This is a genomic window from Thermostichus sp. MS-CIW-26 (assembly GCF_054059115.1).
Genome location: NZ_JBSSBV010000016.1, coordinates 12,781 through 39,547 on the forward strand (window position 1 = coordinate 12,781; position 26,767 = coordinate 39,547).

The 26,767-nt window shown below is 58.0% G+C and carries 29 protein-coding genes, 1 pseudogene and 1 riboswitch; of the genes and pseudogenes, 19 read left to right on the forward strand and 11 right to left on the reverse strand.

What is annotated here, in order from left to right:
* The first annotated feature begins 21 nt into the window (after nt 1-21).
* Nucleotides 22-1,395, forward strand: a complete 1,374-nt coding sequence (locus ACVWZU_RS07105; RefSeq protein ID WP_457444095.1) for an ABC transporter ATP-binding protein — start codon at nt 22-24, stop codon at nt 1,393-1,395.
* 18 nt (nt 1,396-1,413) lie between these two features.
* Here ACVWZU_RS07105 and ACVWZU_RS07110 read toward each other — a convergent pair whose 3' ends face one another.
* Complete coding sequence (locus tag ACVWZU_RS07110; protein WP_457444138.1) at nt 1,414-2,607, reverse strand: RNA-guided endonuclease InsQ/TnpB family protein; 1,194 nt, start codon at nt 2,605-2,607, stop codon at nt 1,414-1,416.
* A 232-nt stretch (nt 2,608-2,839) separates the two neighbouring features.
* On the opposite strand from ACVWZU_RS07110, the gene darG reads away from it, so the two are divergent.
* A complete protein-coding gene (gene darG / locus ACVWZU_RS07115) occupies nt 2,840-3,868 on the forward strand; it encodes a type II toxin-antitoxin system antitoxin DNA ADP-ribosyl glycohydrolase DarG (RefSeq protein ID WP_457444097.1) in 1,029 nt (342 codons plus the stop codon).
* An 81-nt stretch (nt 3,869-3,949) separates the two neighbouring features.
* On the opposite strand, the gene ndk is transcribed toward darG, so the two are convergent.
* The 3 genes from ndk to ACVWZU_RS07130 form a co-directional block, all read right to left on the reverse strand.
* Nucleotides 3,950-4,399, reverse strand: coding sequence for a nucleoside-diphosphate kinase (gene ndk, locus ACVWZU_RS07120; RefSeq protein WP_011431937.1), 450 nt, complete (start codon nt 4,397-4,399; stop codon nt 3,950-3,952).
* Between the two features lie 87 nt (nt 4,400-4,486).
* Entirely contained in the window at nt 4,487-5,158 is a 672-nt protein-coding gene (locus tag ACVWZU_RS07125) for a HupE/UreJ family protein (protein ID WP_457444099.1), read from the reverse strand.
* 49 nt (nt 5,159-5,207) lie between these two features.
* Complete coding sequence (locus ACVWZU_RS07130; RefSeq protein WP_457444101.1) at nt 5,208-5,720, reverse strand: hypothetical protein; 513 nt, start codon at nt 5,718-5,720, stop codon at nt 5,208-5,210.
* Nucleotides 5,721-5,781: 61 nt separating this feature from the next.
* Between ACVWZU_RS07130 and ACVWZU_RS07135 the strand changes: the two genes are divergently transcribed.
* From ACVWZU_RS07135 to ACVWZU_RS07165, 7 genes are all read left to right on the forward strand, one after another.
* Nucleotides 5,782-6,135 carry an MGMT family protein gene (locus tag ACVWZU_RS07135; protein ID WP_457444103.1) on the forward strand — a complete coding sequence of 118 codons (354 nt, stop codon included), beginning with the start codon at nt 5,782-5,784 and terminating at the stop codon, nt 6,133-6,135.
* A gap of 73 nt (nt 6,136-6,208) precedes the next feature.
* Nucleotides 6,209-8,272, forward strand: a complete 2,064-nt coding sequence (locus tag ACVWZU_RS07140; RefSeq protein WP_457444105.1) for a bifunctional metallophosphatase/5'-nucleotidase — start codon at nt 6,209-6,211, stop codon at nt 8,270-8,272.
* 351 nt (nt 8,273-8,623) lie between these two features.
* On the forward strand, nt 8,624-9,151 hold the full coding sequence (locus tag ACVWZU_RS07145) for a hypothetical protein (RefSeq protein ID WP_457388274.1): 528 nt from the start codon (nt 8,624-8,626) through the stop codon (nt 9,149-9,151).
* 51 nt (nt 9,152-9,202) lie between these two features.
* Entirely contained in the window at nt 9,203-9,667 is a 465-nt protein-coding gene (locus tag ACVWZU_RS07150) for a GUN4 domain-containing protein (RefSeq protein ID WP_457444107.1), read from the forward strand.
* Between the two features lie 45 nt (nt 9,668-9,712).
* On the forward strand, nt 9,713-10,450 hold the full coding sequence (locus ACVWZU_RS07155) for a DUF1995 family protein (protein ID WP_457444109.1): 738 nt from the start codon (nt 9,713-9,715) through the stop codon (nt 10,448-10,450).
* A gap of 112 nt (nt 10,451-10,562) precedes the next feature.
* A riboswitch (TPP riboswitch) is annotated at nt 10,563-10,663 on the forward strand.
* 5 nt (nt 10,664-10,668) lie between these two features.
* Nucleotides 10,669-12,036, forward strand: coding sequence for a phosphomethylpyrimidine synthase ThiC (thiC, locus tag ACVWZU_RS07160; protein ID WP_414330011.1), 1,368 nt, complete (start codon nt 10,669-10,671; stop codon nt 12,034-12,036).
* A 206-nt stretch (nt 12,037-12,242) separates the two neighbouring features.
* Entirely contained in the window at nt 12,243-12,629 is a 387-nt protein-coding gene (locus ACVWZU_RS07165; RefSeq protein WP_414355356.1) for a VOC family protein, read from the forward strand.
* Between the two features lie 129 nt (nt 12,630-12,758).
* Here the strand turns inward: ACVWZU_RS07165 and psbM are convergent, their stop codons facing one another.
* Together psbM and ACVWZU_RS07175 are read right to left on the reverse strand one after the other, a co-directional pair.
* Nucleotides 12,759-12,866, reverse strand: coding sequence for a photosystem II reaction center protein PsbM (psbM, locus tag ACVWZU_RS07170; protein ID WP_071818137.1), 108 nt, complete (start codon nt 12,864-12,866; stop codon nt 12,759-12,761).
* 85 nt (nt 12,867-12,951) lie between these two features.
* On the reverse strand, nt 12,952-13,248 hold the full coding sequence (locus ACVWZU_RS07175; RefSeq protein ID WP_011431947.1) for a 2Fe-2S iron-sulfur cluster-binding protein: 297 nt from the start codon (nt 13,246-13,248) through the stop codon (nt 12,952-12,954).
* A gap of 361 nt (nt 13,249-13,609) precedes the next feature.
* On the opposite strand from ACVWZU_RS07175, the gene psbB reads away from it, so the two are divergent.
* From psbB to ACVWZU_RS07190, 3 genes are all read left to right on the forward strand, one after another.
* Complete coding sequence (gene psbB, locus ACVWZU_RS07180; RefSeq protein WP_011431948.1) at nt 13,610-15,142, forward strand: photosystem II chlorophyll-binding protein CP47; 1,533 nt, start codon at nt 13,610-13,612, stop codon at nt 15,140-15,142.
* Nucleotides 15,143-15,248: 106 nt separating this feature from the next.
* Nucleotides 15,249-15,347: a photosystem II reaction center protein T gene (locus ACVWZU_RS07185; protein ID WP_011431949.1), complete on the forward strand. Its 99-nt coding sequence runs from the start codon at nt 15,249-15,251 to the stop codon at nt 15,345-15,347.
* A gap of 407 nt (nt 15,348-15,754) precedes the next feature.
* Complete coding sequence (locus ACVWZU_RS07190) at nt 15,755-16,165, forward strand: response regulator (protein WP_414330017.1); 411 nt, start codon at nt 15,755-15,757, stop codon at nt 16,163-16,165.
* 30 nt (nt 16,166-16,195) lie between these two features.
* On the opposite strand, the gene purQ is transcribed toward ACVWZU_RS07190, so the two are convergent.
* Nucleotides 16,196-16,873, reverse strand: a complete 678-nt coding sequence (purQ, locus tag ACVWZU_RS07195) for a phosphoribosylformylglycinamidine synthase subunit PurQ (RefSeq protein WP_457444112.1) — start codon at nt 16,871-16,873, stop codon at nt 16,196-16,198.
* A gap of 115 nt (nt 16,874-16,988) precedes the next feature.
* Complete coding sequence (gene purS, locus ACVWZU_RS07200; protein ID WP_011431952.1) at nt 16,989-17,246, reverse strand: phosphoribosylformylglycinamidine synthase subunit PurS; 258 nt, start codon at nt 17,244-17,246, stop codon at nt 16,989-16,991.
* 62 nt (nt 17,247-17,308) lie between these two features.
* Here purS and ACVWZU_RS07205 point away from each other — a divergent pair, with 62 nt between their 5' ends.
* Nucleotides 17,309-18,082 (forward strand): ABC transporter permease, encoded by a 774-nt coding sequence (locus tag ACVWZU_RS07205; protein WP_414330211.1) that lies wholly within the window; start codon nt 17,309-17,311, stop codon nt 18,080-18,082.
* Between the two features lie 16 nt (nt 18,083-18,098).
* Nucleotides 18,099-18,827 carry a 2-phosphosulfolactate phosphatase family protein gene (locus ACVWZU_RS07210; protein ID WP_457444140.1) on the forward strand — a complete coding sequence of 243 codons (729 nt, stop codon included), beginning with the start codon at nt 18,099-18,101 and terminating at the stop codon, nt 18,825-18,827.
* Nucleotides 18,828-18,963: 136 nt separating this feature from the next.
* Here the strand turns inward: ACVWZU_RS07210 and ACVWZU_RS07215 are convergent, their stop codons facing one another.
* Nucleotides 18,964-19,248, reverse strand: coding sequence for a hypothetical protein (locus ACVWZU_RS07215; RefSeq protein WP_011431955.1), 285 nt, complete (start codon nt 19,246-19,248; stop codon nt 18,964-18,966).
* 229 nt (nt 19,249-19,477) lie between these two features.
* Here ACVWZU_RS07215 and argC point away from each other — a divergent pair, with 229 nt between their 5' ends.
* Both argC and ACVWZU_RS07225 read left to right on the forward strand, forming a co-directional pair.
* On the forward strand, nt 19,478-20,584 hold the full coding sequence (argC, locus tag ACVWZU_RS07220) for an N-acetyl-gamma-glutamyl-phosphate reductase (RefSeq protein ID WP_011431956.1): 1,107 nt from the start codon (nt 19,478-19,480) through the stop codon (nt 20,582-20,584).
* A gap of 38 nt (nt 20,585-20,622) precedes the next feature.
* Nucleotides 20,623-22,065 (forward strand): hypothetical protein, encoded by a 1,443-nt coding sequence (locus tag ACVWZU_RS07225; RefSeq protein ID WP_457444114.1) that lies wholly within the window; start codon nt 20,623-20,625, stop codon nt 22,063-22,065.
* Nucleotides 22,066-22,233: 168 nt separating this feature from the next.
* Here the strand turns inward: ACVWZU_RS07225 and ACVWZU_RS07230 are convergent.
* Nucleotides 22,234-22,417, reverse strand: a pseudogene (locus ACVWZU_RS07230) (hypothetical protein); the annotation flags it as partial.
* Nucleotides 22,418-22,643: 226 nt separating this feature from the next.
* Here ACVWZU_RS07230 and murD point away from each other — a divergent pair.
* Both murD and ACVWZU_RS07240 read left to right on the forward strand, forming a co-directional pair.
* A complete protein-coding gene (murD, locus tag ACVWZU_RS07235) occupies nt 22,644-24,086 on the forward strand; it encodes a UDP-N-acetylmuramoyl-L-alanine--D-glutamate ligase (RefSeq protein WP_457444116.1) in 1,443 nt (480 codons plus the stop codon).
* Nucleotides 24,031-25,155: an FtsW/RodA/SpoVE family cell cycle protein gene (locus tag ACVWZU_RS07240; RefSeq protein WP_457395702.1), complete on the forward strand. Its 1,125-nt coding sequence runs from the start codon at nt 24,031-24,033 to the stop codon at nt 25,153-25,155. The genes murD and ACVWZU_RS07240 overlap by 56 nt, the downstream gene beginning before the upstream one ends.
* Nucleotides 25,156-25,608: 453 nt before the next feature.
* Here ACVWZU_RS07240 and ACVWZU_RS07245 read toward each other — a convergent pair whose 3' ends face one another.
* Nucleotides 25,609-26,232 carry a hypothetical protein gene (locus ACVWZU_RS07245; RefSeq protein ID WP_457444142.1) on the reverse strand — a complete coding sequence of 208 codons (624 nt, stop codon included), beginning with the start codon at nt 26,230-26,232 and terminating at the stop codon, nt 25,609-25,611.
* A gap of 349 nt (nt 26,233-26,581) precedes the next feature.
* Between ACVWZU_RS07245 and ACVWZU_RS07250 the strand changes: the two genes are divergently transcribed.
* Nucleotides 26,582-26,761, forward strand: coding sequence for a hypothetical protein (locus tag ACVWZU_RS07250; RefSeq protein ID WP_457444119.1), 180 nt, complete (start codon nt 26,582-26,584; stop codon nt 26,759-26,761).
* Nucleotides 26,762-26,767 lie beyond the last annotated feature (6 nt).

Genomic DNA, 26,767 nt, shown 5'->3' on the forward strand with positions numbered 1-26,767 from the left:
AATTTCTGAGGCAATCTCTCTATGAGCTCTGCAGCTTCCCCCGTTTTAATTGAGGTTGAGAAAGTCTACAAGCGCTTTCCTTTGCCAGAGGGCAAGGGGGAGTTTACCGTTTTAAGCCAAATTGATTTGCAAGTGCGGGCAGGGGAGGTCTTGGCTCTGCTGGGCCGCAGCGGCAGTGGCAAAAGCACCCTTTTGCGCATCATGGCGGGCCTGATCCCCCCCAGCCAAGGGCGGGTGCTGAGCAACGGCCAGCCTCTACGCGGGCCTAACCCCGATGTGGCGATGGTGTTTCAGAGCTTTGCTCTCCTACCCTGGCTGACCGTGCAAGAAAATGTGGAGCTGGGGCTGCAAGCCCGAGGGATCCCCCGCGAGATCCGCCGGCAAAGGGCCCTGAAGGCCATTGACCTGGTGGGCTTGGATGGGTTTGAGAGCGCTTACCCCAAAGAGCTTTCGGGGGGCATGAAACAGCGGGTGGGCTTTGCCCGCGCCTTTGTCTTGGAGCCCAAGGTGCTGTTTATGGATGAGCCCTTCAGCGCCTTGGATGTGCTGACGGCGGAAAACCTGCGGGGGGAAATTGATGAGCTGTGGAACGCCCAAGCCTTCCCTTCCCAAAGCATCCTCATCGTTACCCACAACATCGAAGAGGCGGTGTTTTTGGCAGATCGGGTGGTGATTCTGGGATCCAACCCGGGGCGGATCCGGGGGGAGGTGAGAATAGATCTGCCGCGGCCTCACGAGCGCACGGATCCCCGCTTCAAGTCCTTGGTGGACTACATCTACGAGATCATGACCAACCCCGAAATTGCTGTTACCGGAGAGGTGGCTCTGCCTGCGCTGGCTGGTGATAAGGCCACTTCCCCCTATGCCCTGCCTCTGCCCCATGCGCGGGTGGGCGGGATCAGCGGTCTGCTGGAGTTGATCGTGGAGTGGCCGCAAGGGCGGGCGGAGATTGCCGATTTGGCCGAGCGGCTGCAACTGGCCGTGGACGATCTGCTGCCGATTTTGGATGCGGCGGTGCTGTTGGGCTTTGCCGAGGTGGCCAGCGGGGTGGTGCAACTGACCGAAATTGGCCAGGACTTTGCCAACACCACCATCCTGCGCAGCAAGGATCTCTTCCGACAACAGCTATTGGCACGGGTTCCCGTGTTCCGCAGCATCTTGCAGACTCTGGAAGAAAAAGGCAGCCGCTCCATGCGAGCGGACTTCTTCTTGGATCTTTGGGACGAACACTTCCCCCACGCTGAAGCCGAACGGCAGTTTGCCACCGCCATTGATTGGGGACGCTATGCAGAGCTGTTTGAGTACGACGCCTCGGAAGAACGTCTCTATCTGCCCGAGCCAAGCGAGAGCTCCACTGCTCAAAAGCCTGTCGGTCTCAACTCTCGTTCCGAGTAAACTACCCGACTCCGACCGCTAAGCGGTACGGAGCGGGCTTTCAGTAGCCCTGGGCCTGCTCTGCTCTACCAGAGAACAAAACAAGCCCGAACCTCTAGGCTGGTTTACAGCAGCCCCCAAGAGCGCAATCACATTCGCACCATTCAAATCCGCATCCCCTTCCCATCCACAGTGCCCACACTTGAACGACTTGCCACTGCGGTAGGACTTACCCTGCTCAGGGTGGATGTGTAAGCACCGGTGGCAGGTCTGCGACGTGTAGGCGGGCGGAACAAGAATCAGAGAAACCCCTGCAGCCCTCGCCTTGTACTCCAGAAACTGACGTAGTTGGTAGAACGCCCAACTGTTGGTCCTACGCCGCTCGGCTTTGCTGCGGGGTTGTTGATTGACCCTTTCCCGGATCCCTGTCAGGTCTTCCAGAGCAATAGCGCTGTTGGTAGCTTTTGCCCTGGAGACAATAGTTTTGGAGATGCGATGATTGACCCACACTTGAAAGCGTCTTTCCTTGCCAGACAGCCGTTGCAGCAGTTGACGGCATCTGCGCCGCGAACTGCGTGTGCCCTTACTGGCTTTGCGTTGGAGTACCGCCCTCAACCGGGAGTAGTGGTCTCGGACTCTGTTCAACTGCTGTCCATTCCAGTTGTCCCCCTCTGACGTATGGGCAATATCTGTCCTTCCAAAGTCCACCCCGATCACCTTGTCGGTATCTTGTTGCTTGGGTGTTTTTTCCTCTACGCAAATCTGGATGTAGTAGGAGCCATCTTTGCGCTTGACCAGGGTGGCAGATTTGGGGTTGGAACCAGCCAGCATCCCACGCTGGTAGTTGCCAATGGCCAGTTCAAAGCGTTCTCTCCCTTCCACCGTGGTGAGCGACACCGTCCAGTCTTTTTGACGGAACGAAAAGATACGGGCGTCGTAGGTAACGAACCTACGCTTGAACTCTTTAACCGGACGGTTGCGCTGTCTCGCCACTTTGCGAGCGCCCGCCACCCGTCTGCACACCTGTTGAGCCAAGTTACTGGACAAGCCGAACCGGGCTCGAATCTCGTAGTAGCAAAGGGATTGCAGTTTGACCGCGTTGACGATCTTCTCCGGCGTGTTCTGGTTGACCCAATTCAAGGCTTGGCCAAAAGCCTCCAAAGTCGCGTCCAATTTGGCGGCTTGCGACTGGGCTACCTTGAGCTTGCAGGAGATGGTCAGGACTTGGCTCATAAGTTCATTGTACTTCATCAAAGCGCATTCCTCCCGGCACTGACCCTACGGGTACAGTGCGGGGCTCCTGCGATTTCTAGCTGAAGCACATCTGGCTCTGCCTTTTTCAAAGCTGCATCGTAGAGCGAAGGTATGGCGCCAATTCCAGAAAGTCCCAAAATCTACCACATTACCCATGTAGACAACTTGCAAGGGATTTTGACATACCCCCCTGCCTAAAGGCAGGGGATTCTTGTTACTGGTTCTGCGACAGCACTTGAAATCATGGCCTGGGAACTTCAAGGCCTATGCCGCAGCCTGCCGGCGGGGGGAAGTCCAACCGGGCAAAATGTTCGTTTTCGAGACCGGAAACCTGACCAATCCGCGCTACATCATCAATTTCCCCACAAAACGCCACTGGCGGGGGAAGTCGCGGATCGAGGATATAGAAGCTGGGCTGAAGTCCCTTGCCGAGGAGATCAGGCATCTTGGTCTGCGCTCAGTCGCTTTGCCACCCCTGGGTTGTGGCCTCGGGGGTCTTCATTGGCCCGATGTGCGCTCCCGCATCGAGCAGGCGCTAGCAGAACTTCCCGACGTCCACATCCTTGTCTTTGAGCCCACCGGGCCTCAGCCTTTACCGAAGAGCATGCGCCGCGGCCAGATCCCTTCCTTGACGCCGGGAAGAGCGGTGCTGGTGGGCCTTATGGAGCGCTATGTAAACGGTCTACTTGTTCCGTTTGTCTCTTTGCTTGAGCTGCACAAGCTGATGTACTTCCTGCAGGAAGCCGGGGAGCCGCTTCGCCTGCGATTTACAAAGGGCGTTCATGGACCCTACGCCGAGAACTTGCGGCATGTTCTTAAGGAAATCGAGGGTTACTACATCTCTGGGTACGGATCGGGGAGTGACCGACCAGACAAGAAGCTGGAGCTGGTGCCTGGCGCCATCGAGGAGGCCCACAGCTATCTCGCCGATCAGCCAGAGACGAGAGAACGCTTTGAGCGTGTCAGCGACCTCGTGGAGGGCTTTGAGTCGCCCTATGGTCTAGAATTGCTGGCTACTGTCCACCGGATCGTGACTCGTGGGCACCCTTCTACGACGGCAGAGTTGGTGGAAAGCTTCTACGCCTGGGGAGATAGAAAACAACAATTCAGTAGCAAACAGATCCTGCTTGCCGCTCGAGTTTTGGCAGAGAAGGGGTGGCGCTTCCAGGGCAGCAGTTCACAGCCAATTGAAGCCCGTTTGAGATATTGCCCCGGAGTGCTGCACAGACTTTGCTCCTAGCCTTTGTGCCGAAGGCAGAGGAGAACTGGGGATCATAGCACTGCCGTTGGAGATGAGGTTGGCGATTTGCAATAGCCATACTTACTCATAAATCCAGCTTTGGGCAACCGGTGTCCAGCTCACCAATTCCGACTCATCGAACCAAAGGGCGATCTCCCGCTGCGCGGTTTCAACTCCATCGGAGCCGTGAATGAGGTTGCGGCCAATGTCGATGCCAAAATCGCCGCGAATGGTGCCCGGTTCTGCCTCCAGGGGGTTGGTCTTGCCGATGAGCTTACGGGCGGCAGCAATCACCCCTTTGCCCTGCCAGACCATAGCCACCACCGGCCCCGAGGTAATGAACTTCACCAAACTGTGGAAGAAGGGGCGCTCCTTGTGTTCGGCGTAATGGGCTTCCGCCAGCTCTTGGCTCACTTGCACCAGCTTCAGGCCCACCAATTGGTAGCCCCGGCTCTCCAGGCGCTGAATGATGGTGCCCACCAGGCCGCGCTGCACACCGTCCGGTTTGATGGCGATAAAGGTGCGCTCCATGTGTTTTCCCCTCGTTTTACAGATCTTCACCGCTATCCTTGTACCGGATCGGGGATCCCGAGCGCAAGGGAGCAAAATTGGCGCTTTTTACGCGCCCACCACTGCCAAGGTCAGGAAGGCAGCCCCCACCACTGTAATCGCCCAGCCGGCCCAGCGAGTTAAGCCAGGGATCCGCAACCCCCAGCGTTCTGCTGCCCAAAGGGCCAGGAGAGCTACCCCATACTGGACGGTGCTCAACCCCAGTAGATATCCCACCCAAGGCATGGGTTGGGCGCCGATAATGGTTTCGGCGTAGGCATAGCCATGGAATAGCCCCGCCAGGGATCCCCCTATTAGCAAGAGCCAACTTGGGATCTGCCGCGGTTGCACCAGCAGCAAGCCGAAGAGAACCACGGAAGAGGCAATGGCCAGCTCCGTCAGTCCCAGGGGATCCCAGCCGGCCAGGTGGATCCCAGTGCCCACCAGACCCGCTAGCACAAAGCCCAGCGGGATCCCGTAGCGCCAGGGCTGCCCCGCTGCCACAAGACCGATGGCCACGACGAAGGCCAGGTGATCCAAGCTAATGACAGGGTGAGCCAGCCCGGAGAGAAATCCCTCCCAGGCCGTTGCAGGCAGTTTCCCTCCCAGGGCGTGGTGGGCAAAAGCCGGCGAAAAAAACCCCGTAACTGCCAGTGCACCCCCAGCAGCGGCAAAGCTGGGGATCCCTTCCTTTCGCCACCGCCCAAGCGGCGATGGGACTTGCTGCCACAGCCAAGACATGCTTTTGGACCTCCCTGAGTTCTCTCAATAGCTGCCCAGATCTCCCAGTCTAGGGGCGCTCTCTGTACCCTTGCAGATTTTCCAGCTCAAACTGGCGCAGAATCCGAGTGGCTTCGCGGATGCGGGGCTCGCTCTCTTCTTCCACAATGAGCACATACTTGCCTGCGTCTAGGCGGTTGCGGTAAGCCAAAGCATCGCCGGAGCCACCAGACAAGCCCACTCCGCCGCCGACGAAAAAGCTGCCCATGGCCCCGCCCATCGCGCCCAATAGGCCGCCGATCAGGTGGTTGCCTATAGGTCCCGCCCAGGCAAAGGTATCCAAACCACTCAAAACGCTGAACCCCACCCCGGCCAAAAAGCCAAAGGGCACCAACCAAATGGCCAGGCGCCGCATCTGACGGCGGGCCGCTTGGGCCGGGTCAATCAGCCCAAACTCGTCGGCACTCTTGTAGCCCCGCCCCAGCAGATGCAATCGCTCTAGGGAAAAGCCGGCTTGTTCCAGGGCGCTGTAGGCTGCCTCAGCGGCTATGCGATCCGGCAGTACCGCGATTAAATAGCTCATGGACCCGGGGATCCAATCCGTTCCACATCTTATTGTCTGCCAAGTTTGAGCGAGGATCCCGGTGACCCAGTCTGGCTCCACTAGCGCTCCATCTACTAGCCTCTACCAGCGCTTTTACGAAGTGGTGCGGCGGATCCCGCCGGGCCGAGTGGCCACCTATGGGCAGGTGGCGCGGGTTGCCGGTTACCCCGGCTATGCTCGCCAGGTGGGCTATGCTTTGTTTCGCCTGCAAGGCCAAAACACCGACATCCCTTGGCACCGGGTGATCAACGCCCAGGGCTGCATTTCCTACTCCCCCTTTCGCCTTGGCTACGACGACTTGCAAAAAGTCCTACTCCAAGCTGAAGGGATCCCCTTTGACGCCGAAGGTCGGGTGGATCTGCAGCAGTTTGGCTGGGATCCCCGGGAAGCTTAACCTGCGCTTGAGGTCATAGCGAAATCTCCTGTCCAGCCTTGGTAACGTGAATGCGGATGCGTCTTGAGTGGTCATGAAACCAGCTTGTCGTGCTCGAGGGGCTGCCCCTGCTGAGGGAGGGCTTCCAGCTTGGCTGAACGCTCTGGCCAAGTTCCTGCGGGTTGGGCTGTGCTGCTTGCTGCTGAGCCTGGCCAGCGCCTGCGGTACCACCGACAGTAGCTCGGTTCCTCCAGCCGGCGGCGGGGCAGGGTTTATCGCCTCAGATCCCAACGTTAGGCTCTCCTCTCAGCCGCCCACCTTTACCCTGCAGATCTTGCACGCTAGCGATCTCGAGGCTTCGGTTGCCGCGGTTCAGGATGCGCCTCGCTTCTCCGCGGTGATCAATGCGCTGCACCCCCAATTTCCCAACACGGTGGTGCTCTCCAGTGGGGACAACTATATTCCCAGCCCCTTCTACAACGCCAGCACGGATCGGTCTCTGCAAGGCCGTTACAACCTCACCCCTGGCAAAGCCGATATCGAGATCATCAACGCCATTGGCTTTGAGGCAGCTGCCTTCGGCAACCACGAGTTCGACCAAGGCACGCGCCAAATTCGCGACCTCATCCGGCCCGACACTGGCCGCGGCTACGCTGGGGCTCGTTTTCCCTACTTGAGCGCCAACCTCAGCTTCAGCGGTACCGGCGAATTGGCTAGCTCTGACTTTGCTGCTGATGGTCAAGAGGCCAGCTCTATCCGCGGCAAGATCGCCAAGACGGCGGTGATCACGGTAGGAGGGCAGCGGATCGGTCTGGTGGGAGCCACCACCACCCGTTTGGCGGCCATCTCTAGCCCCGGCCCCGAGGTGAGGGTAGAAGACAGGGTGGACGATACTGACCAGGTGAGTGCCGCTCTAATCCAGGGCTTTGTCGATCAACTCGCCGCTCAGGGCATCAACAAAATTATCCTCCTAGCCCATCTGCAACAGTTGCAAAACGAGGTAGCCCTGGCCAGCCAATTGCGAAATGTGGACATCATCATTGCCGGCGGATCCCACCGGGTGATCGCCAAGCCCACCGATCGCCTGCGCACTGATTTGCCGGATACCCGCACGGGTGACTACCCCATCTTGCGCTCCTCCGCCAGTGGTCAACCGGTGGCGGTGGTCAACACCGGCTCCAACTATCGCTACGTGGGCCGCCTGGTGGTCAGCTTTGACGCCAACGGGGTTATTGCCCGCATCGATCCGGTCAGCGGTGCCTATGCCACCGACGACCAAGGGGTAGCAGCTGTCAGGGGCACCCCCAATCCCGACGTAGTGCGGATAGCCAACGAAATTGGCAACATCATCCGCACCAAAGATGGCCGCACCTTCGGCTCCACCACCCAATTTCTCAACGGCCTGCGGGCAGAGGTGCGCACTGAGGAAACCAACCTGGGCAACCTCACTGCTGATGCCAACCTGGCCTACGCCAGAACGGTTGATCCTTCTACGGTCATCTCCCTGAAAAATGGCGGTGGCATTCGCGCTCCCATTGGGGCTACCACCGGCGGCGGCGGCGGTGAGCCGGTGCAGCGGATCCCACCGGTTGCTAACCCTGAGGCCGGCAAGCAGTCCGGTCAAATCTCTCAGCTGGACATCGAAACGGCCCTTGCTTTTAACAACGGCCTCTCTCTGTTGACCGTCACCGCTGAGGAACTGAAGCAGATAGTGGAACACGGGGTGGCGCAAACCCAGCCAGGAGCCACGCCAGGCCGTTTCCCGCAAATTGGCGGCTTTGCCTTTAGCTTTGATCCCTCGCGGCCACCGGGATCCCGCGTCCTCTCCTTGCGGGTGGATACGCCCACAGGTCGGGATGTGGTGGTGCGCAACGGCCAAGTGCAAGGGGATCCCAGACGCACCTTCCGCCTGGTGACCCTGGACTTCTTGGCCAATGGTGGGGATGACTATCCCTTCCCTCGCCTGTCTAACCCCAACCGGGTCAACTTGGCCCCCAGCTCTGACATTACCTTCGACACCCCCGGCAGCGAGCAAGATGCCTTGGCTCGGTATTTGCGGCAGATCGGCGTGTTCACCCAAGCAGACACCCCGCCGGCCCAGGATACCCGCATCCAGAACCTGTCGGCCCGCCCAGATACGGTGCTGCAAGGGCTGTAGATTGGGTTAATGGACTGGGGCGGATGGATCCGGAGGAGTAGGGATTCCGATGCCAGACTCACTTCTTGCAAAAGGGGAGATTGGCTTGGATGAGTTGCCTCAGCAGCGTGCCGGAGAAATGTCTTGAGCTTTTTAGGAAGGGATCCCTGGCCAGTGTCAAGGATCCCTTTTCTTTTTCCCACTTCCATCCCCGCTGTTGTTGCTTGGCAAGGCTTACACGAATGCCCGGACGGGCTGTGAACCTTTTGGGCATTGCTCCCAACAAATTCATGGATTCTGTATACGAATCGAATTGCAGATTGAAGGAGGAATCATTACCATCGAGGGTGACGTTCGCTCCTTTTGCTGTTCATGACTCTGGAGACGTTTTTTACCCAGCTCAACGCCAATGGCTTAGCCATTGCGCTTTTGCTCTTTGCCACCCCTTGGGTGGTTTGGGTTCTCTGCGACTGGATCCCAGGCCAATGGGAGGAGCCTTTTTTGCTCAGCTTAAGTATCGGCTTGGGAGCGGTAACTCTTGTCCTCTGGGCGGGCTACTTGGCCTATGCCACCAACACCGCCGGCTGGCAGGCGGTGGTGAAGCAGGCGGATATGTTCTTGCTGCTGGTGCCTCCCTGGACTTTTCTTAGCTCCATCTGGGTGGCGCGGCAGCGCATGCCTCTCTCGCGGGTGCCGGCTTTTCGCACCTTGCAAGGGATCGGCATTTTGGCGGCAGTCTATCTTATTTTTTCTTGGCTCAGTCGCCGGGTTTATCTTGTCTTTTTTTCCTACATGCCCTTTTCGGCTTTCTTGTGGATCCTGGCAGGGCTGTTGGGGGTGGCGTACATCGGCTATCGCATCCTCTTCGGGGATCCGCCCAAGTACCCGCCTGAAACCTGAGGGGGCAGACAGCAGGGACTAAAATCAAGGGAGACCTTTTGCAACTTGGCAATGGTGACCGTCCCTCTGACTTCAGCCCTGAATATCGACTATCGTCCTCTGCAGGAGCTGTTATCGGCGGGAGCCTGGCTGGAGGCGGATCGGCTGAGCCTACAACTGCTATGTCGGGCGGCAGGAGAGGGGGCAATGCGGCGGGGCTGGCTGTATTTTTCTGAGGTGAGCCGGATTCCGGTGGAGGATTTGCGAACGATTGATCACCTGTGGCGGGCGGCCTCCGGGGATCGCTTTGGCTACTCGGTGCAGCGGCAACTGTGGCTGGGGGTGAACCGCAACTGGGAGCGCCTTTGGCCCCTCATCGGCTGGAAGCAGGGCTACCACTGGACTCGCTACCCTGACGAGTTCATCTGGGATCTCTCCGCCCCCAAGGGCCACCTGCCCCTTTCCAACCAACTGCGGGGCGTGCGGGTGCTGGAGGAATTGCTCACCCACAAGGCTTGGGAAGACTCGTCAGGCTAGGCAACCGTTTCTTGAACCTTGTTGGATCTGATTTGGATCTGAGCTGTGGCGGAGCAACTGCAACTGACTCAATTTCCCGACCTGCCCGTCGATCTGGCCCAAGCCTGCGAACAAGCCATTCGGGCAACTCGCTTGGCCATGCAAGCGGGGTATCGCCGCCTGCTGATCGAGATCCTCGCCCCCGACCTGAAGCCGGAGGTTTTGGCTCGCCCTTTTTTGGAACTTGTGCAGCCACCGGCTTTGGTGCTATTCAGCGATGCCGGCGGAGCAGCCCTGGCCCAGCGGGAATGGGGATCCCTGCCAGAAGGGATTGAATTACAGAGCTTGACTTCCCGGACTCAACCTACCCCAGAACAGAGCATCCTGCTGGTGATGCCCGCGGTTTACAGCTTGGATCAGGTGGAGCGGGTTTGCCAAGCGGTCAGTGGCGGGGATCCCTCTGGGCTGGCTTCCAAAGGACGGGATCCCAAACCCGTCGTGCTGCTCAACCCCCAATTGCAGGATGCCGCCACCGTGGGGGTGGGTCTGGCCGGTCGCCGACTGCGGCAGCGGTTCCTGAGCACCTTTGAGACCAGCTACTACCTGCGCTCCCTGGTGGAGGGGGCCCTGTTTCGGGCCTATCCGGATCCCTGGAGCGTGTGGCAACAGGAAGAGCCCGGCCTCTACAGCGTCTTGAAGACTTTTATTGCCCAGCCCAGCGGGGAAGAAGTAGCCGAACTGTTCCGGGCCCGCAGGAAAAAGGGGCTCTGGTGGAGCTGGCGGCGCTGGCTGGGATCCCTGTGAGGGTCAGGATCTCATGGGGAGAGAGGCCAGGAGTGAGGGTTAGTACTATCTCAAACTCTTTTAATAAAGACTATAAAGCTCCCCGCCTCATCTCTATTTCGGTGATATGATCACACCACGCTAGGAGTGTCTGGGGATCCCCCCCAGGCTGAGATTACATCCTCAGAACCTGATCTGGTTCATACCAGCGTAGGAAAGCGAGCACTGGAGTTGACAACATGCGCAGCGAATGGGTTGCCCGTCGTCGTGGGCAAGCAAATGTAACGCAGATGCACTTTGCCCGTCAGGGCGTGATTACCGAAGAGATGGAGTATGTGGCCCAGCGGGAAAACCTGCCGCCGGAACTGATCCGCTCGGAAGTGGCCCGGGGTCGCATGATCATCCCTGCCAACATCAATCACACCAACCTCGAGCCGATGTGCATTGGGATCGCTTCCCGCTGTAAAGTTAATGCCAACATCGGCGCTTCCCCTACTTCTTCCGGCTTGGCCGAAGAGCTGGAAAAGCTGAAATTGGCCATCAAATACGGCGCCGATACCGTTATGGATCTGTCCACCGGCGGGGGCGATTTGGATGAAATTCGCACAGCCATTATCCAAGCTTCTCCAGTGCCCATTGGCACGGTGCCCATCTACCAGGCCCTAGAAAGCGTGCATGGCAATGTCGAAAAACTCTCGGCAGAAGATATCTTGCATATTATCGAAAAGCAGGCCCAGCAAGGGGTGGACTACATGACCATCCATGCCGGGATCCTGATCGAATATCTTCCGTTGGTACGCCATCGCCTGACGGGAATTGTTTCTCGTGGGGGTGGGATCCTGGCCCGTTGGATGTTGGCCCACCACAAACAAAACCCGCTTTATACCCACTTCCGCGACATTATCGAGATTTTCAAGAAATACGATGTTTCTTTTAGTCTGGGAGATTCTTTGCGACCGGGATGCTTGCACGATGCCTCTGATGAGGCGCAACTGGCGGAGTTGAAAACCCTGGGCCAGCTGACCCGCATGGCCTGGGAGCACGATGTGCAGGTGATGGTAGAAGGGCCGGGGCACGTGCCGATGGATCAAATTGAATTTAACGTGCGCAAGCAAATGGAGGAGTGCGACGAAGCTCCCTTCTACGTTTTGGGGCCTTTGGTAACCGATATTGCGGCAGGCTATGACCACATCAGCTCCGCCATTGGGGCGGCCTTGGCTGGCTGGTATGGTGCGGCAATGCTCTGCTACGTCACCCCCAAGGAACACTTGGGTTTGCCCAATGCTGAGGACGTGCGCAACGGCCTCATTGCCTACAAAATTGCCGCCCATGCTGCCGACATTGCCCGTCACCGGCCTGGGGCCAGGGATCGCGATGATGAGATGTCCAGAGCTCGCTATAACTTCGACTGGAACCGACAATTTGAACTGTCTTTGGATCCGGAGCGAGCTCGAGAATATCACGACGAGACCTTGCCAGCAGATATCTACAAAACGGCAGAGTTCTGCTCCATGTGTGGGCCAAAGTTTTGCCCCATGCAAACCAAAATGGATGCAGAGGCTTTGAGTGAGCTGGAGCAGTTCTTGGCCGCGCAGCCAACAGGATAAGTCTTGGTTCATCCCCAATCCAATGGGTTGAAACCATCTTCTGTCCTGCCTATGGACTGGATTGGGATCCCTGTCTCAAGTTCTCAAGAAGTCAGGTCTAGAGCCCTGTCTTGCTGCAGGGATCCCTGCCCTTTGCGGCGGGGAGTGTGTCAAGCTGATCTGTAGAAGAACCATTGCAGTTGGCTCAATTGAGCACAGAGGATGACATGGCACTTAGACAACTCGGGCATGTCGCCATCCGGGTAGAAGACATCCCCAAGGCGGTGGAGTTCTACCAAAAGCTGGGCATGGTCAACGTCTGGCAGGATCCCGACTGGGCCTACATGAAGGCGGGAGAGGATGGGCTGGCGCTATTGGGGCCGGGCTACCGCGCGGCAGGGCCTCACTTTGGCTTTGTCTTCGACAGCATAGAGGAGCTCCAGCAAGAACACCAACGCCTGAAATCCCAAGGGATCCCGGTAGGGGCCATTCACACCCACAGGGATGGCACGGCCTCTTTCTACGGCAAGGATCCCGACGGCAACCTGTTTGAGTTTTTGTATGAGCCTGCGGGGACTTTCGACAGGGCTAGGTCAGCTCAAGCAACAGCTTGACCGATAGAGCTCCAAATACCCTTAATTCGCCCAGCCTAGACGACAAAAGACGAAGGGATCCCCTCCTACACAGGGGATCCCCCCTTTTGACCAGCATTTACCCGACTTGAGCCAGTAGGAGTTGCCCACTCAGTCACCAGATCTGCTGGAGGTTTGCACGTACAAAATCACCAGGAAGATGGCGGGCACCAGAACAACTAAGAGGGTGGCCAAGATGCCCAGGTAGTTCGTCTCCATAACTCCAAATGCCACAAGCCCAACTGGCAGTCAGCATACCACTCTGAGGTGCGACTTGCCCAAAGGGAAAACGGGCGGGCCAAGGCTAGGGCTTTGTTTTGACGGAAACATCCCCCAGCACTTTGGTCTGGCAGGCAAGGCGGTAGCTATCGGGCTTGCGCTTGAGCTTGCGGTTTTCTGCCTCGGTGCGAGGGGAGAGGTTCTCGGATCCCTCGACAATCTCCACCACACAGGTGCCACACTGGCCGTTGCCGCCGCAGTTGAGCAGCTTGGCCATCATTTTGTAGAGATCGATCTGGTTTTCCAGAGCCTTCAAGCGCAAGTTAGCGCCTTCAGCGACGAAGATCTCTCGGTTCTCGTTGACGAAGCGAATCGTTGCCATACCCCTGCCAGAAACCACGACACCTTTCAGCCTGAGCCAGGAGAGCGCTCACAGTTGCTAAGTATTGTAACATTTTAAGTCATATTTTTAATCTCCGGCGAGAGATCTGGGATGATGATGCCTAAAGTGAGACGGCATCCTGCCTGAAGCCACTCAGGTCGGTAGCGTTTCGTTATACTGTTTGATGCCCGCGATGGAAATTCTGAGAGCGATATCCTAGTTGGGTGCGCTCAGGGGTTCAAGCGGGTGCGGCACCCCTCGACTCTGAAGAAACTGCTCAGGTCAGGATCCCAGGTAAGATGTCGGCTTAATTTTGACTGGATATCGCGCAAGTGTTGGAGAACGTGGAGGACCGAGCTTTATGGGACTACCGTGGTATCGGGTCCATACGGTTGTACTGAATGACCCAGGTCGCCTGATCGCGGTTCACCTGATGCATACCGCTCTGGTAGCAGGTTGGGCCGGGTCGATGGCGCTCTATGAAACGGCCATTTTCGATCCGTCGGATCCTGTCCTGAATCCGATGTGGCGTCAGGGCATGTTTGTCATGCCATTTATGGTTCGCCTGGGGGTGGTCAACTCCTGGGGCGGTTGGAATATCTACGGCGAGAGCGTAGCCAATGCGGGCTTCTGGACGTTTGAAGGGGTAGCTACTGCTCATATCGTTTTGTCCGGCTTGCTCTTCTTGGCGGCCTGCTGGCACTGGGTGTACTGGGATCTGGAGCTATTCCGGGATCCCCGCACCGGCGAGCCGGCTTTGGATCTGCCGAAAATATTTGGGATCCACCTGCTGTTGGCCGGGATCCTCTGCTTTGGGTTTGGCGCCTTTCACCTGACGGGGGTTTTTGGCCCGGGGATGTGGGTGAGCGATCCCTATGCGACGACGGGGCACGTCCAGCCGGTAGCACCGGAATGGGGGCCAGCCGGTTTTAACCCCTACAACGCCGGAGGGGTGGTGGCCCACCACATTGCTGCAGGCATCGTGGGCATCATTGCAGGTCTATTTCACATCACGGTACGCCCACCCCAGCGCCTCTATCGCGCTCTGCGAATGGGGAACATCGAGACGGTGCTTTCCAGCTCGATTGCGGCGGTGTTTTTTGCCGGTTTTGTGGTGGCCGGAACCATGTGGTACGGCAGCGCCACTACCCCTGTGGAGCTGTTTGGTCCCACCCGCTACCAATGGGATTCTGGCTATTTCAACCAGGAGATTAACCGCCGGGTAAATGCGGCCATGGAAGCCGGGATGACCCGCAGCGAGGCCTACAACTCCCTGCCCAAGTCTCTGCTCTTCTACGACTACGTGGGCAACAGCCCGGCCAAGGGGGGACTGTTCCGAGCTGGCCCCATGAACAAAGGGGATGGCATTGCCATCGAGTGGCTGGGCTACCCGGTGTTCCGTGACCGCGAAGGGCGCGAGCTGACGGTGCAGCGGATGCCCAATTTCTTCGAAACCTTCCCGGTTATTCTGCGGGATGCCGATGGCGTGGTGCGGGCAGACATTCCTTTCCGTCGGGCAGAGTCTCGCTACAGCTTTGAGCAGGTGGGCGTGACGGTGGAGTTTTACGGCGGCAAGCTGGACGGTCAGGTGTTTACCGACCCGGCAACGGTTAAGAAATATGCCCGCCAGGCCCAGTTGGGTCAGTTGTTTGAGTTCGACCGAGAAACCCCCAAGGCGGACGGCACCTTCCACACCAGCCCCCGCGGTTGGTTTACCTTTGCTCACGCGGTCTTTGCCCTGCTGTTCTTCTTTGGCCACATCTGGCACGGCGCTCGCACTCTCTTCCGCGATGTGTTCGCCGGTATTGACCCCAATATGAGCGAGGAAATGGTGGAGTTCGGCGTCTTCCAGAAAGTAGGGGATCCCACCACTCGCAAGGTTCAGGAAGCCTAGAGCCCTTTTCGGCGATGCCGTCGGCACTCTGCTTCACTTTGGAGATGGGGTGCTGGCGGCTCCGAGTTAATCTGGAATCAAGCCCCCTTAGAAATGGAGGTTTTGTATGGAAGCCATCACCTACACCTTTATCCTGTTTTTGACGTTGGGCCTTCTGTTTTTCGCGGTCGCCTTTCGGGAAACTCCGAGAATTACCAAGAAGTAACCCAGGGTAGTGGCTGCCGTTCCTGCTGTGCCGGGCTCAAGCAAGGCAGAGGGAAGGTCAGTCTCTTTTGAGATTTGTGGTTTAGGCTTAGTTCTGGATGGGGCCGGAGCTCTCTCCGGCTTTCCTATTTGCGGTTGGGTAGCGGCAACTCGGAATGGAGTGATTCCAAAATAAGATTCCAAAATAAATAGTTAAATAGTCAAGTAGCGGCAACCTGAGGATCCTTCCTTTTGGGAGAGGAGGGGGGAGTTCTCAGAGCTACTGAGACCCTTTTCGGTACTCTTCAGTACTCTGTAGGAGAACGCTTGTCCTACTGCTCAAATTGAACTCGCTAAGGATGCCTTAGGATGGCTTTTGGGATCCCAGAGACAGCTTAGCTTGGGTTCAGATTCAAGATTGGGTTAACGATGGCAACAGTGCTGCTGGTGGAAGATGATCCGATCAACGCCCGTGTTTTTGAGAAGGTGTTGCGACGGCGGGGAGGTTTTGAGGTCTTTCACAGCCAGGATGTGGAGCAGATTTTGAAGCTGGCCCAGGGGCACGAGGTGGATGTCATTTTGTTGGATGTTTCCCTGTCCCAGAGCACCTTTCGCGGCGAGGCGGTGGACGGGATCCGCATTGCCCAACTGTTGAAGGCGGATCCGAAAAGCAGCTCCATCCCCATCATTTTGGTGACGGCCCATGCGATGCGCGGCGACCGCGAGGCATTCTTGGCCCAGAGCGGGGCGGATGGTTATATCGCCAAGCCAGTGGTGGATCACGAGGAGATGGTGAATCAAGTTCGCCAGGTGTTGTCTCAAGGGCCGAGGCAGGAGTGAGCTGTCCCGGAGAAGAATGGAGGAGAAGAATTAGGCGGCGAAGCTGTGCAAAATCGACTGCCAGAAGGGGATCCCATCCTGCTCTGGCAAATCAGGATCTCCTGCCCGCTCGGGGTGGGGCATTAAACCCAAGATCCGACCACTGGGATCGCAAATGCCGGCAATATTATCCACAGAGCCGTTGGGCGCAACCGGAGCATAGCGAAGGACGATCTGCCCTTGATCCTGCAATTGCTTGAGGGTATCCGGGTCGCAGGTATAGCGGCCTTCCCCATGGGCGATGGGCAGGGTTAGGGTGGATCCCTGGGGATACGCGCTTGTCCAGGGAAGATCCTGCCGTTCTATACGGATCCCCACTCGGTCGCAGATAAAGTGCAGGTTGGCATTGCGCACCAGCGCCCCCGGCAGCAGGCCCGCCTCTGTTAAGATCTGAAAGCCATTGCAGATGCCCAGCACATAGCCCCCTCGCGCTACGTGCTCCTTCAGGGATCCCATCACCGGGGCAAAGCGAGCAATAGCCCCGCACCGCAAATAATCCCCATAGCTGAAGCCCCCCGGCAGCACCACCACATCCAGCCCCGACAAATCCGTCTCTCGGTGCCAGATCAGCCGCGTTGGGCAGCCCAAGAGGCCGCGGGTTACCCAGGCTACATCTCGGTCGCAGTTGGAACCCGGAAAAACAACAACGCCAAACCTCACGCCAGCCATTGGGATCCCTTAAGTGAGAGGAAAGAAGATGGTCAGATTAGAGGGATGGAAGAGGGGTTGGGGGTATTTTTGGAATGGCCATCAGATCAACCCCAAATCGCGTGAACCCATCAAATTAACCACCGATGGCAGCCACTTGGATTTGATAAGTCTCAATCACCGGGTTGGCCAGCAGTTGATGGCACAGCTCATCCACCTGGCGGTGGGCGGTCTCGGCGTCGGGGGCCTCTAGCTGCAGTTGGATATGCTTGCCAATGCGCACCTGCTGTACCTGGGTATGCCCCAGCTGATGCAAGCTGGACTGAACCGCAGCCCCGGCGGGATCGAGAACAGAGGGGCGTAGGTGAATCTGAATCTGGGCCTGGAACTGCATAGAATAAAGGCTGGATCTGTTACCAGTGTATCAGTCGGATCATCACAGCTTTGGGTTCAGTCATGGATGCGTCGCGCGTGGTGGCCATTGCCCACAACGTTTTCCGGGAAACGATTCGGGATCGGATTCTCTACCTGGTGATGGTATTTGCGGTGGCCATGCTGGGAGCCACTGTTTTGATCCCGCAGGTGGCCAACCAGGCCCACAACAAAATCATTGCCGACCTGGGGTTGGCAGCCATTCACTTCTTCGGCCTGATCGTGGCCATTTTCGTGGGCACAGGGCTGGTGAATAAGGAGATTGAAAAACGCACGGTGTATGTGCTGATCGCCAAACCCATGAGCCGGGCAGAGTTCATTGTCGGCAAGCATCTGGGCCTATCGGCGCTGCTGTCGGTGCTGGTGCTGCTGATGACGGTTGTGTTTCTGCTGAGCTTGCTGCTGGTGCAGGCCCCGATCCCCCTTTTGGCCATTCTCTGGGCAACAGTCTTCACTTTCTTAGAGCTGGTGCTGATTGTTGCCGCAGCCCTGCTGTTCGGGGTTTTCACTTCCTCGATTCTGGCCACCCTCTACACCATTGCCCTGTTCCTGATGGGCCATGCCAGCCGCGCCCTGCTGCAACTGAGCAAGCTGGTGAAAGATGCCGGATTTGGCAAACTGTTTGAGGTGATTTATTTGATCCTGCCGGATTTGGAGCGCCTCAATTTGAGAGATGCTGCGGTTTACGGCCAAGTTCCGCCCCCAGCAGAACTTCTCGGAGATGCACTGTACGGCTTGGTTTACACCCTTTTGCTGCTGATTCTGGCAGTGTTGGTGTTCGCCCGGCGTGAGTTCTGACGTTACCTCTTCCCCCATGCGTTTTTTCCACTTCCATACGCCTGAACAGGTGCCTTCATCTGGGATCCCGGAGTGTGCGGTGGCCATTGATGTGCTGCGGGCCACCACCACCATTGCCACAGCGCTGGCAGCAGGAGCAGAAGCGGTACAGGTGTTTGCCCACCTGCAGCAGCTCCAAGAGGCAAGCCAAAACTGGCCGGCTTCCCAGCGGCTTTTGGCCGGGGAACGGGGGGGCAAAGCGGTGGCGGGGTTTGATCTGGGCAACTCCCCCCTCGACTACACTCCCGACCGCGTGCGGGACAAGCGCATCTTCCTGAGCACCACCAACGGCACGCGCAGCCTACAGCGCCTGGAAGGGATCCCAGTGGTGATTACAGCAGCCCTGGTGAACTTGGGAGCCGTGGTGGATTTTCTCAGACGGGGCTCCTTTGCCGAGGTGTGGCTGGTGGGATCCGGGTGGGAAGGGGCCTTTTCGCTGGAAGATACTGCCTGTGCCGGGGCTATCCTGCATCGCTTGGGCTGCTCTTTGAACCAGTTGGGCAACGACGAGACCTTGGCAGCCTTGGCCCTCTACCAAACTTGGCAGGACGATCTGCTGGGTTTGTTGAGACGCTCTAGCCACGGGCAACGGCTATTGGGTCTGGGGCCGGAAAACGATAAGGATCTGGCCTACTGTGCCGATCTGGATCGTCTCTCGGTGGTGCCCCGACAGGTTCAGCCTGGGGTTTTGGCCAGTGGCGGGTAGATTCTGGACAGGTGGAGCGACCTGTGGATCCCACCACCCTCTGAGCTGGAAGTAGGCGGCCATTGTCAGCATGGGCTGGATCTCAACAGGCCGGGCGTAGGCTTGGGGATCCTTCCCCGGCAGAGCTGGTCTGCAGCTAACCCGCTTGGGCCGTGTCGGGAGCGATGCCCAGCGCTTTCTGGTGCAGCCACGCCTGCCATTCCCCTGGGATCAGCTTGTTGTTAAACGCATCGCCAGAAACAAACATATCCCGCTGATTCTGGGCCAACACAAAAATGGAGCGGCGATCGAAATGGGAAGTGAGTTTGTAGAGGGTGTAGGGGCCTTCTGAGTAGAGGGTCAGCGTTTCTTGATCCAGACCGTGGCGGCTGCTTTGGCCATAGGCCCGCAAGACCATGTTGATCAATCGCTCATAGTGCATAGACCGCAGATTAGAAAGCTACACAGAACATAGACAGATATTACGGAAGCCGCTGCCAAGGCCCGAGCGGCTCAGGTGAACCCAGCATAACAAATCCCCCTGGATGGCCACGCAACGCTAACGCGAATGAAAACGCGAATGGACAAGATGCAGCGTCAAATGCAGCAGAAAAATGCGGTAGAACTTAAGGCAAGCCATCACGCAACCCTCTTGCACAGGCAGCCCCCCCATGGCCAACATGGCGCCCCGCCCACCCCACCCCACAGAGCCTGTCCGCATTGGCATTGTCGGCGCTTCCGGCTACGGAGGGGTGCAGTTGGTGCGGCTGCTGAGCGAGCACCCTGGCGTGCAGATCACCTACCTGGCCGGGCAAGACAGCGCCGGCAAGCGCTACGGGGATCTCTATCCCCAGTTGGCCCAGGCCGTGGATCTGACCGTTCAGCCGGTAGAGGTGGATCGTATTGCCGCCAACAGCGATGTGGTGTTTTTGTCTCTCCCCAATGGGCTAGCTGCCGAGCTGGCCCCGCCCTTGCTGGCCAAAGGGTGCAAAGTCTTAGATCTGTCGGCGGATTACCGCTTTCGCAACCTGGCCACCTACCAATCTTGGTACCGCATGGGTCAGACGGATCCCAACTGGCCCAGCCCTGCCTATCGCCAGGCCAATGAGCAGGCGGTCTATGGGTTGCCGGAACTTTATCGCGAGGCGATTGCCCAAGCCCAACTGGTGGGCTGTCCCGGCTGTTATCCCACTGCCTCATTGTTGGCGGTTGCTCCTCTGCTGCGGCAGGGGTTGGTGGAGCTGGACAGCCTCATTTTCGATGCCAAATCCGGCGTTTCGGGGGCAGGTCGTACCCCCAAGGTGGGATCCCTGTTTGCCGAAGTGGACGGCTCTCTGGCAGCCTATGGAGTGGCCCAGCACCGCCATACGCCCGAGATCGAGCAAGCTTGCACCGACCTGACCCACACCCCCATCACCGTGCAATTTACGCCTCATCTGGTGCCCATGGTGCGGGGGATCCACGTCACGTTGTATGCCACCCTGCGGGATCCCGGCTTTGTGGGGGAAGATTTGCTCACCATTTACAATGCTTTCTATCGCCAATCTCCCTGGGTGAAGGTGCTGCCGCGGGGGGTTTACCCGCAAACCAAATGGGTCTCCGGCACCAACACCTGCATGATCGGGGTGGAGGTGGACAGCCGCACCAACCGCGTTATCGTCCTGTCGGTGATCGATAACCTGATGAAAGGGCAAGCCGGGCAGGCAGTGCAGTGTCTCAACTTGATGATGGGATGGCCGGAAACGTTGGGTTTGCCTCGGCTGGCGTTTTACCCCTAGCTATAATGCCCGTGATCCCCTTGAAGCGGATTCTGTCCATGTCTGAACCCCTGAATCCCCCTTTCCATTCCGAGCCCCAAAACGCCTCGCCCAGCTCAAAGGTTGCCTCAGATGCCGTCAATGGCGCTGCTGAGGGCCTGAACTGGGAGGAGCTGTGGCGGCAGCTGGAAGCGGGCTGGCAGGATCTACCCCGTCGCTCCGAAGAGACGGTGCAACAGACCCTGGCTCGCCTGCAACTGGAGTGGGGCGGGCTGTGCCGAGAGGCGCGGGATCGGCTGCAAAGCGCTCTGGAACAGTCGAGAACGGCGGGATCCCCAGAACCCATCCACCGAGAGCTGCAAGCGCTCTTGCCCCTGCTTAACCCCTGCCAATGGGAAGTGGTCATTGGCTCTTTGCGGCAGGCTGCGGATCGCGCCTGGGTGGCCAGCTTGCTGTATCACGGCTTGCAGGAAGCGGCCTATCCAGAGGCGGAAAGCCACGGGATCCCTTCTTGGGCTTGGACGCTGACCTCTGACCAACGCTCTGCTCTGGAGGCGATGAGTGCCCGTGCCTATGGCAACAGCCGCCTGCCTTTGGTGATGGACAAAAGCGGCCAGATTCAAGTAAAGGCCTCAGCCGCCTTGTTGGCCGCCTTGATCGCCATCGAGATCGGCAGTGTGGGTTCGGCAGGTGCCTTGTCCTTGCTGGGCACACCGGAGCTGCGCAAGCTCTTGAATGCCGAGGGCAAGCTGCGGCGAACTGGCTTAAAACAGGGACGAACTGCCCTCACAGAAGAAGAATGGCAAACGCTGCGCCGTTGGCTGGATCCCAAGGGATCTCCTCCCGACTGGTATCTCAATCTCACTCAAGTGGGGATCCAGACCACCCAAGTGGGGGACTATGCGGCACGGCGGCTGCGGGAGTTTTTCCAGAGTGAGTGGATTAAGCTCGTGATCCCCCCCTTGTATCACCTGGTCATCGATGCAGTGCGGCTGCTGACGGGAGAAGTGTTTCTCAGCGTGGGCACCACCCTGGAATCGGCTTTGGAATCGGCAGAGGCAGAGCGGCGACTGGAGTTGGTGCTGCAAGCCTTGCCCCAGGCGCGGAACATTCCCAGACCCAACCAGATCCAGGCTGCCATCCCTGCTGTGGTGGAAGCTGCCGAGAAAATCCTCAGACCCCTGCTGGCCCGCCAGTTGATGACCGTGGCGGACATCTTCGATCCGCCCATTCGCAACGAGAGCTTAAATGAATTGGGGCGGCAGCTCAACCTCTGGAACCCCTTCCAGTTTCTGCTCACCTGGAGCACGGCCGGCTGGCTGGAGGCCCTTCTGGATCAGATCAGCGAGTTGCAGCAGACCTACCCAGAAATGCCCCTGTGGGAGAGCTATCGCCAGGGCCTTGAAACGGCAGTGCAAGCTCCACGGGTGATGGATCAGGCGGAGGCTCTGCGTCTAACGGCCAAGAGTCTGGATCCCAAGTTGGATCCCTTGGAAGATTGAGTAGATGATGCATAGGGAAGAAAATTTCCTACAGCATCCACAAAGTGAGGCTGGCAGGCTAGGTGGAATCTTTTCTACGCCAAAGACAAATCTGCACGGGTTGTAGAGGGTGGCCGGCGGACTGGTCTGATACATTTACGCTGAACACTGCTGAACATCACTGTTCAACTATGCAGCGATAGCATTCTGTTTGTTTCCAACCAGAATGGCGGTATCCCGCAAAGCTTTGAGTAGAATACCCAAAGCGCAGTTTCCGTGTCGTCTTACTACCAATTTTCTGCTTTGCTTTGGCTACCATGTTGGCAGACTCGAAAGTAAACAGAAAGATCAACTGGTAGTAATCCGTACTGAACATATTATACATTATTTTCAGTATAGTTGAGCTTATTATTGACTAGAGTCATGCTCCAGCCTATTCCCAAGTTAGCCATCCAGGCGGCTAGGAAAACTCCATCCACTCCACCAACTGGTTACCCCCATAAGCAAGGGGAGTGTCGAACAAAAACATGCGGGTCAAGGACGTGACCGGTAAGATCCAAGCAGGGATCCCCAAATAAAGAAACGAAGTAGAAACCAACGTGCAACATCAAGTTTTGGGGTTAGGCGTTGCGGGGCTGGCGGCAGCGCGACTGTTGCGGGCCCAGGGCTATGAAGTGCTGGTTTGGGATGAGCAAGATTCCCCTCTTCTCAGACAGCGGCAGGCTGAGCTCAATCAAGAAGGGATCCCGGTTCGGCTGGGGCAGCCTTTTCAACTGGCCGAAGGAGTGGAGCAGGTGGTGGTCAGTCCAGGCATTGCCTGGGATCACCCGCTGCTGCAGGCGGTGCGTCAACAGGGAATCCCGGTGGTGGGGGAGGCGGAGCTGGCCTGGATCTATCTTGACCACCTACCCTGGGTGGGGATCACCGGCACCAACGGCAAAAGCACCACCACAGCTCTGGTGGCGGAGATGTTCAAGGCGGCGGGGCTGCAAGGGATCCCCTGCGGCAACATTGGCCTGCCCCTGTCGCAAGTGGCTTTGGCAACGCTCCAGGGAAAGCTCAAGCCGGATTGGATCGTGGCGGAGCTGAGCAGCTATCAGTTGGAAGCCAGCAGCCGCCTCATGAGCAGCACTCCTGGAGGGCCGCCGCGCATTGGGGTGTGGACCACCTTCACTCCCGATCACCTAGAACGGCATGGGACGCTGGAGCGCTATGCCAGCTTTAAGGCTCGCCTTTTGGATCGGGCCCAGTGGCGGGTGCTCAACGGCGAGGATCCCTACCTGTGCTGCCGCCGGCAGGACTGGGAAAATACCTATTGGACTTCCCTTGTTGCTACCCAAGGCTGTTGTGACCGGGATCCCACCGCAACCGTTGACCTGCGGGAAAACCGCCTCTACATCCAGGGGGAGATGGTGGCGGAGCTGGAGGACTTTGCAGAACGCTGCCCTGGCCAACACAACCTGCAAAACCTGCTCTTGGCGGCAGCAGCAGCACGTCTGGCCGGGATCCCCAACGTTGCCATTCAAAAAGCCATCCGATCTTTTGCCGGCATGCCCCATCGGCTGGAGCGGGTGGCGCAAATCCAGGTGGGAGCCACCCCCATCCGCTTTGTCAACGACAGCAAGGCCACCAACTACGAGGCCGGCTGGGTGGCACTCAACGCCCTCTCCCCACCCATTATTCTGATTGCCGGAGGAAGGGCTAAGCAGGGGGATCCCGGCGCCTGGTTGCGGTTGATTCGGGCCAAGGTGGCCCGCGTGGTGCTGATGGGGGAGTCTGCCCCAGCCCTGGCGGAGGCCCTCCAGGGGATCCACTATACTGACGTTGAGCTGGTGCCAACCCTAGATGTAGCGGTGGAAAGAGCCTTTGCAGCGGCTTGTTCCCTTTCGCGTCAAGCTCAGAGCTTGGGGAAGCCCGCTCAACCCATCACCATTTTGCTGTCCCCCGCCTGTGCCAGTTTTGACCAGTACTCCAGCTTTGAACACCGTGGCAACCATTTCCGAGCCTGCTGCCAAGCCCTCCAGGGATCCCTGGAATGCTGAAGCTCGCTGGCTGCGCTGGCTCACCTTGATCTGGCTGGTGCTGGGGCTGATGATGCTGTTTTCCGCTTCCTACCCGGTGGCTCAGCGGATCACCGGCGATGGCCTCTACTTTTTCAAGCGCCAATTGCTCTGGGCCGGGCTGGGTCTGGGCTGTTTCTGGGCTCTGGTGCAGATCCCGCTGCGGCGCTGGTTCCCCTGGGCCGGGATCCTCTGCTTGGTGGGAGTTGGCCTGGTGTGGGCCACCCAGGTGCCGGGATTGGGGGTTTCCCGCCTGGAGGCCAGCCGCTGGCTGGATTTGAAGGTGATCCCTGTTATCCAGCCTTCAGAATTGCTCAAGCCCCTGTTGGTGTTGCAGGGATCCTGGATCTTTGGCCGCTGGTTTCACCATCCCCTCTGGTTCCGCATCCTCTGGGTGGTTATCTTCGCCTTTGCGCTCTTGGGGATCCTCGCCCAGCCCAACCTGGGCACCACGGCCATCTGCGGCCTTACCCTCTGGGCTATGGCTTGGACCGCCGGGATCCCAGCTTTCACCCTTTTGGCCACAGCGGGGCTGGGGATTCTGGCGGCTGTGGTGAGCATTCTCAGCAAAGATTACCAACGGCGGCGCATCTTGGCCTTTTTGGATCCCTGGGGTAACGCCCAAGGGGATGGCTATCAGTTGGTGCAAAGCCTGTTGGCCATTGGCTCCGGCGGCCTGTGGGGCAAGGGATATGGCCTCTCCCAGCAAAAGCTGTTCTACCTGCCCATCCAATACACCGACTTCATCTTCTCGGTGTATGCAGAAGAGTTTGGCTTGGCCGGATCCCTGTTCTTTCTGGGGTTGCTGACTTTCTACACCTTGCTGGGCTGGCGAGTGATGGGGCGCTGTCGAGAGCTGACCATTCGCTTAGTAGCCTGTGGCTGCCTGATGTTTTTGGTGGGTCAGTCGCTGATGAACATCGGCGTGGTCACTGGGATTTTGCCCACCACAGGCGTGCCCCTGCCTTTGTTCAGCCATGGGGGTAGCTCCATTCTGGCAGGGCTGATCACAGCAGGATTGTTGGTGCGGGCAGCCCGCGAAGCAGGGTAAAGTAAGGCTGCATGTTGCCAACCCAGCAAAGGGATCCTTTCACGCAAGCAGCAAACCCAGAGGGCCAGGGATCCCTATTGGTTGGCCTCTGCTTTAGACCGGCTTCTTACGCGGCAAAATCCAGAGCTGACGTTGAAACCGAGCCTAGATCCAGCCCATTTCATCCAAAACGAGGGTAAACACCGTCGCGCAACAGGCCACCAACAGCGACACATAAGCCGGCTGACCGTGGGCAATGCAAACACCGGCTGCCACCGAAGCGCCCGCAGCTGCAGAAAAGGTACGACCTGCCCAATTGCCTTTGGAGGGTTTGTCAGAAGGATTGAATTTGTTAAACATTTTTACAGCAGAAAGAGGATTCAAAGGGAATCAATTCCATAGGAAACGGCCTCAGGTTATCACCCCCCGACCTGACTCAAGAAGGATCCAAGGCCATTCTCAATATTTCTTCGCTTAGGCTTCAATCTTTCGTAAAATTGCGCTGAGATGCTCATAATCACCCCGCAACAGACAGCTCAACTGCCGACCTGCCTGTAGAAGCCAGTTGCGATCCCGGTTCAGGATTCGGTAAGTTTGGCGAATCACGGCAGCCACCAGCTCATCGGTTGGGATCCCGTTGACCCGTAGCAGGGTGCGCAAAAACTCGAAAGAGCGGCAGAACTCCCTCACTTCCGTATCGGAGCAGAGATAAACCGGCTGGTGAATCTGGGGAGGGCGTGGCGGCAAGTACTGATAGACCCGTCCCCCGCTGACAAAGCCGACAATGGCCGCGCGAAAATCGGTGCGCAACATGGCAAAAATCTGGGGCTGTTGCTCCCGCAGCTCCTGAGGGGAGAGGCCCAAAGCCCTGGCGCGATGGACGGTGTCGATGGGGGCGATGGCGGCATAGCAAACCACCCCGTAGATTAGGTTGCCGGTCTCTTCGTCTTGGGAGCGCGTCCAACTGCCGAGAGCAGGCATGGGTGGGAAGGTCAGACGTTCCGGCTCGAAGCACTGGGCCACAAAGGTTGTGGTGTTGGCCTCCACCACTTCTCCAAAAGCAGAGGCCGGCTGGGGGGAGATGGCCTTGGCTCTCATCGCGATCTCGGACTTCTCAAGGGTTGCTGCTGCAAAGGTTGGCAACAAGAGGTAGAACCCAGACCTTCAGACCAGTAGAGAGATGGGATCTTTCTAGTTTTAAGACTTGTGAAGATAGAGGGGATCCCCTCACCCAACATTTTGCCCTTTTTGCAACGTTTTTCCCGATCCCTGGACGATAAATCAGCAACTCGACGGCCTCTGAGATTCTCTGAGATCCTCATTGCTAAGAAAGTTGGCTGACTTTGGGGATCCTTGCGTAATATATTTTTTCACACGCTCCCGTTCAAATTCGCCATCCTGGGTATTAGCCATTCTATTGAGCAGTTGGCGAGCGGAGGGAGAAACCATGAATGCTCAACAACGTGGCCAAATCATCGCTTCTGAGTGGATGATCGACAGCCAAAACCCAGTACACTCCATTTCTCGGCTCAAGCTTCGGGCAACCTATTCCGATGTAACCCTTTGGTGGTTGGTGGTGCAGCTAAACCTGATGGAACAGAACTCCATCCGCACCGATCACCACTAGGATTGG